5 protein-coding genes are annotated in these 5883 nt (G+C 76.4%); 2 read left to right on the top strand and 3 right to left on the bottom strand.

Annotated features, from left to right (window positions below; translation table 11 throughout):
* Positions 1 to 93 precede the first annotated feature (93 nt).
* A complete protein-coding gene (locus ACIDOF_RS37390; protein ID WP_409010731.1) occupies positions 94 to 993 on the top strand; it encodes a universal stress protein in 900 nt (299 codons plus the stop codon).
* Positions 994 to 1231: 238 nt separating this feature from the next.
* On the top strand, positions 1232 to 1801 hold the full coding sequence (locus ACIDOF_RS37385) for a hypothetical protein (protein WP_409010730.1): 570 nt from the start codon (positions 1232 to 1234) through the stop codon (positions 1799 to 1801).
* A gap of 407 nt (positions 1802 to 2208) precedes the next feature.
* On the opposite strand, the gene ACIDOF_RS37380 is transcribed toward ACIDOF_RS37385, so the two are convergent.
* The 3 genes from ACIDOF_RS37380 to ACIDOF_RS37370 form a co-directional block, all read right to left on the bottom strand.
* Positions 2209 to 2796, bottom strand: a complete 588-nt coding sequence (locus tag ACIDOF_RS37380; RefSeq protein ID WP_409010729.1) for a CBS domain-containing protein — start codon at positions 2794 to 2796, stop codon at positions 2209 to 2211.
* A 73-nt stretch (positions 2797 to 2869) separates the two neighbouring features.
* The gene (locus ACIDOF_RS37375; RefSeq protein WP_409010728.1) at positions 2870 to 3517 is read right to left on the bottom strand and encodes a CBS domain-containing protein; all 648 of its coding nucleotides are present in this window, start codon (positions 3515 to 3517) and stop codon (positions 2870 to 2872) included.
* 48 nt (positions 3518 to 3565) lie between these two features.
* Entirely contained in the window at positions 3566 to 4594 is a 1029-nt protein-coding gene (locus ACIDOF_RS37370; RefSeq protein ID WP_409010727.1) for an Acg family FMN-binding oxidoreductase, read from the bottom strand.
* Positions 4595 to 5883: the final 1289 nt, after the last annotated feature.

Here is a 5883-nt window from a genome sequence, read left to right as displayed (position 1 = left end):
GGGATGACCCGCCCGGGAGTCGACGAGCTGAGGAGCCGAGCAGGCAACGAGTCGAGGAGCCAACGAGCTGAGGAGCCGAGGAGCCCGGGAGCCATGAGCGACATCCTGCTCGGCGTCGACCCGCGCGACCCTCCCGTACCGGCCCTTCTCTGGGCCGCCGACGAGGCCGTGCGCAGAGGTGCGCGGCTGCGCCTCCTGGCCGTCGTGCCGCCGGTGCACGACCGGCTGTGGAACGACGCGTTCGCGCACCGCAGCGCCCTGCGCATCCGCGCCGAGTCGGCCCTCGCCGACGCCGAGGAGCTCGTACGCGAACTCCACCGCGGACTGTGGACCGTGACCGAGCTCGTCGACGGCGCCCCCGAGACCGTGCTGCGCGAGGCGACCCACGCCGCCGCACTGGCCGTCGTGGGATCCCGGCGCCTCGGCAGGGCCGCCGAACTCCTCTCCGACGGCTCGGTGGCCGTGCCGCTCGCCGCCCGCGCGGAGTGCCCCGTCGCCGTGGTCCGCGAGGCCGGGGGCACGGCCGTCCACCCGCCGCGGATCGTCGTCGGCGTGGACGGCAGCGCCGACTGCCGGGCGGCCGTCGCGTTCGCCATGGCGGAGGCGAGCCTGCGCGAGGCGCGGCTCAGCGCGGTCTGGGTGTGGCCCCGGCCGCTGCTCGCCCGCGACGACGACCCCGAGGGCCTGGCCGAACACCGCCGGCTGCTTGCCGAGGCGGTCGCGGGCTGCGCCGAGCGCTACCCGGACGTGCACGTCGACCCGGTCGTCGTACGCGGCCACCCCGTCGAGGAGCTGACCCGCGCCGCCGCGGACGCCCTCGCGGTCGTCGTCGGGCGCAGGGGCAGCGGCGGCTACTCCGGGATGCGGCTCGGCTCCACCGTTCGCGGCCTCCTCCGGCACGCCCCGGGGCCCGTCGTCGCCGTGCCCCCGGCCCGAACGGAAGGGGCCGAACGGCCCCGGCTCCGCACGGTCCGACCGGCCCTGGGCGGCTGACCCGCTCGGCACTCCACCGTGCCGCCGTACGACGGCACGGTGGGAGGACGAGATCGCTCCCGCCCAGCCTCGGAGCAGGTGAGCACGATGCAGAAGATCCGAGTCAGCCGCCTCCCCAAGCCGCACCCCCCGCACAGGCCCCGCCCCCTGGACCTGAGATCCCCCTCGGGCCGCCCACTGCGCTACTGACGCCCGGGCGGGCCGAGTTCGGCACGACCGCCGCACACGGAGGTGCGTCATGAGCGACCACGAGCCGCCGTCGGCCCGCCGCGCCGCGGCCGGGCCGGACCCGCACGGGCGGGGTGCGCTGCGGCTGCTGCTGGCGGTGGCCGTCGTGTGCGGGGTCGTCGCGGCGGCGCTGCTGTGGGACGTACGGGTGGGCGCGGACCGGGCCCGGGCGGCGCACATGCACCAGGTGCGGGCCACCACGACGGCGGACGCGGTCCGCACGGCCGGGGCGCCCTGGCGCGGGGCACAGGCCGACGCGGTCGCGGCGGCGGTGTGGGAGTACCCGGACGACGTCCGCCGCTCCGGCACCGTCGAAGTCCCGCCGCAGACCCGGCGCGGGCACACCGTGACCGTCTGGGTCGACGAGTCCGGCACGCCCGCCCGACCGCCCGGTACGACCGGCGAGCTGATCCTCACGACGTTCGCGGCCGGCGTCACGGTCGCCGTCGTCGTGGCGGGCGCCGGCCTGGGCGCCCTGTACCTCGCGCGCCGCCGCACCGCGCTGGAGCGCGAGTGGGACGAGGTGGAGCCGGTCTGGTCCGGCAGACTCCGCGACGGCGGCTCCCGGGGCGGCGAGTAGTCGGTACGTCTTCAACTGCCCGCGTACGTCAGGGAGTTGCCCGGCGCCAGACCCCGCCACGCCGCCCGCCCTGCCCCGCCCCGGCCGAGCTGGAACGGCGGACGGACGTCTGGGGACAGCGAGACCGGCCCGACGCTCCCTGGACCGTGCCGCACGCCGGTCGCGGAGAACGCGGGGGCCGGGGGAGGGCGGGTTCGCGAGCCCTCCCTCGACCAGGACGTGGCCAGGGGGAGAGAACCGGGCAGCCGGGCAGCCCAGCAGCCGGGCCCGGCGCTCGGGCCGAGCTGCGGATGCCGCTCGGTGCCGAATGCGCTGCACGAGCCGCACGCGACGCGCCGGGGCCAGGGCCGTGCACCGAGGTCGGGGCCGGTGCGGGCGCTCACTTGCCGGTGTGTGGGGACGCCCGGTCAGGGTTCGGGCTGGGTGCGGTCGGTGACCGTGACCACTCCGTCCACCGCCTCGCAGAGCTTCAGCAGGGCCGGTACGAGCTCCGGGTCGCGGACCGTGCCGCTGAGGGTGACCCGGCCCTCCGTGACGTCCACCGAGAGGGCCGAGGGGCTCAGGCCGAGGGTGCGGGTGATCACGTCCTCGACGATCTCCTCCTGGATCGCGCGGTCACGGCGCAGGAAGAGCTGCACCAGGTCGCTGCGGCTGAGCACCCCGATCAGCCGGTCCTCGCCGTCGACGACCGGCAGCCGCTTCACCCGCGACTCGTCCATCACGCCTGCCGCCCGCACCACGCTCCACTCCGGCCGGGCGACGACCGCGGGGCTCGACATCAGCGCGGCGGCCGTGTCGGCCCCGCCGCCGTGGACGTGGCGCCGGACCAGGTCGGCCTCGGAGACCACGCCGACCGGTCGGCCCGCCTCGTCCACGACGGGCACGGCCGTGATGTCGTACTCGTCGAGGAGCCGCGCGATCTCCTTGAACGTGGTCTCCGGCGCGACGCTCACCGCCGTGGGCGTCATCAGGTCCGCGACGCTGCGGTGCGTCATCCCTCGTCACCTTCTCGTACGTTCGACAGCCCCCGCTCCTTCCAGAATCCCCCGCCCGCACCGCCGCGTACGGCTACGCACCGGCCCTGAGCTCCGACCGTACGTCGACGACTCCCTCGACGGCCCGTGCCAGCCGGGTGGCGAGCGGGATGAGGGAAGCGTCCCGGACGTCGCCGGACAGGGTCACGACGCCGTCCTCGACGCGCACGTCGACCTGGTGCCGGGAGAGCGGGAACCAGCGCTCGACGATGCCCTGCCGGATCTCGGCCGCCAGCTCGTCGTCGCTGCGCAGGAAGACCCTGAGCAGGTCGACCCGGCTGACGACGCCCTGAAGCGTGCCGCGCTCGTCCACGACCGGGAGACGTTTCACGCGGTGGGCGGCCATCAGGCGGGCGGCCTGCGGGAGGGACGCCTCGGGGCCGACGGTCACGGCGGGCGACGTCATGAGCTCGTCGGCCGTGTGCGAGCCCGCCTTCGCCGTGGCCTCCAGGCGCCGCAGCTGCTCCTGAAGGCCGAGCCCGTGGTCGTGGAACTCCTCCTTGCGCAGCAGGTCCGCCTCGGACACCACCCCCACGACCCGCCCTTCGCCCTCGACCACCGGCACGGCGCTCACCGCCCGCTTCCGCATCGCCGCGACGATCTCCTTGAAGTCGGCTCCGCCCCGTACGGCGACGACCTTCCTGGTCATCACGTCGGACACGGTGAAGGGCTGCGCGGCCATGGGTCTCCCCTCCTCGTCGGTCCACCCGCCGATCCGGTGCCGGCCCGTTCAGCCGAACGTGAGCACGTCCGCCACCGGACGCCTCGGCGTGGCCTGCCCACGCGGCCCGTACCCGAGCCGGATCACCATGTGGACGTGGCCGGTCCCGGTCTCCGGGTCGCGTGCCACGGACCGGAGTTCGGGCCACTCCAGGGGCTGCGACATCAGCGAGCTGGACAGCCCGTCGAGCGTCGCCTGCAGCAGGACGCGGTCCAGCGCCATCCCCGCCTTCAGCCACTCCCGCGGCCGGTCCTCGGCGGTGCTGAGCAGCGCGATCTGCGGGCACTCCTCGAACGGCTCGGCGGCGCCCGCGGAGGGCTCGCGCCGCGCGTGGAAGTCCCGGACCGGCGAGGTCACGTCGTACTGCCGGGGGCCGAGGGCGTACGCGGGGATGCCCTCCGTACGAAGGTCCCCGCGGGCGTCGCCGTTCCCGGCGGCAGGTCGCTCACGCGGGGCCTCGCCGGTGTGGATCCAGGCGGCGACCTCCGCACGCACGGCGTCGTCGGCGGCCTCCAACCGCTCGGAGTCGCGGACGAGTTCGAGCACGTTCTGCGTGTGCCACGGCCCGGGCACGACCAGACGGCAGCCCTCGAGGAACGCGGCCGCGCACAGGCCGTCGAAGATCTCCAGGGGCACCTGCTCGTCGGTGAACGGGAACCGGCTCGTGTGCCGCTCGTGCAGCGCGGGCCGCAGCACGGCCAGCTCGTCGTCCTCGTCGCCCTGCGAGGGCCGCAGCCGCACGTCGGCCAGGTGCCAGGCGTCGCCGGTGTCCGGGAGCAGCCGCACGTCGGCGTGCAGCCCCTGGTGGGCGGCCGCGACGCGCAGCCCGAACAGCGCCGCCCCGCAGCCGAGGTGCAGGCCCCGGTGGTCGGGGTCCTCGCGCGGCATGGCGCGGGACGGGTCGCCGTACAGCTCGACGGCGCCGGTGTCCGCCCGGTGCACGAAACGCCACGGCTGGGCGTTGTGCATCGACGGGGCGGTCACGGCGTCCTCGACGAGCGAGGCGACGAGGGTGCGGGGCAGGTCGATGGTCGACACGGTTCTACCGTCCTGTCTGTGGATCACCGGAGCAGGGCCGGAGAGGGCCGGGCAGGGTGCCGGGCGCGGCGCCCGGTGCCCGTTCCACCACGGTCGTCGGCCCGGCGGAGACCCGGCGAGGGCCGAACGGCCCACAGCACGGCCCGAACGGGCTCGACGACGCAGCCAAGTCCCAGGGTGGCCGAACCGGAACGGAACTGCGCGACGAGGGAGCCCGTGAAGACCCCGAGCCGCCCCCGATCCGAGCACTGGGCACGGGACACGTCCCCTGGGCGGCGGACCCCGGCCCCGGGGCGACCCCTGCCCCGTGGACCCGAGCCGGTCCGGAAGGCTGTCGTCCCCGACCAGAACGCCCGACGCCGACCCGCTGGAGCGCCCGCCGAGTACACCGGTCGCCGGCCCGCCGGGAGCGTCTAGCGCTGGCCCGCTGGGAACGCCCGTCGAGTTCGCCGGTCGCTGGCCCGCCGGGAGCGCCTGGCGCTGGCCCGCCGGGAACGTCTAGCGCCCGCCCGCTGGGAACGCCCGCCGAGTACGCCGCTCGCCAGCCCGCCGGGAGCGCCGGGCGCTGGCCCGCCGGGAACGCTTGGCGCTGGACACCAGTCGCTCGCCTGCCCAAATCCAACGCCCGGCGTTCCCCCGGGTGAGCCGGAACCCTAGTCCCTGGCCCGCCGAGAACACTCGGCGCTCGCCCGCCCGTGAATCCTCGATGCCCGCCCGACAGGAGTGGCCGGTGCTCGCCCGCCCGGAAGGCCACGGCCGCCGCGCCCGCCCACAACCCCCGCGCTCGCCCGACCGGACCCCTCGGCGGTCGCCGACCAGATCTCCCGGCGCTCGCCCGACCAAACCCGGCGCCGCGCCCGACCAGACCCCGGCGCCGTGCTGCCCGGAGCCCCGGCGCTAGCCCGCCCAGAACCCCCGGCGCTCGCCCGGCCGCGGCCGGAAGACTCGCCCCCCCCGCGCATGACCGGATGGCTCGGCATGCCGTGCCGGACCGGGCCCCAGCGGCCGCTGGCCAGGAACCCTCGCCGCCCGCCCCGACCAGAACGCTCGCCGCCCGCTCCACCCGCAGCCCCTGGCGCTTGGCCCGCCCGGAAGGTTTGCCCCCGCGCACGACCGGATGGCTCGGCACGCCGTGGCCGACCAGGCCTCCGGCGCTCGCTCGCCGGAACCCGCGCTGCCGTGCCCGGCCACCCCCCCCGGCGGTTCGCCCGACCAGCCTCTCGGCGCTCGCTCGCCCGGAACTTTCGCCGCCACCCCCGATCGCACCCCCCCCCGACGCAGGCCGGACC

The sequence above is a fragment of the Streptomyces sp. Da 82-17 genome (genome assembly GCF_046098215.1).
Taxonomy (GTDB): domain Bacteria; phylum Actinomycetota; class Actinomycetes; order Streptomycetales; family Streptomycetaceae; genus Streptomyces.
This window is presented reverse-complemented; position numbering and strand designations above follow the sequence as displayed.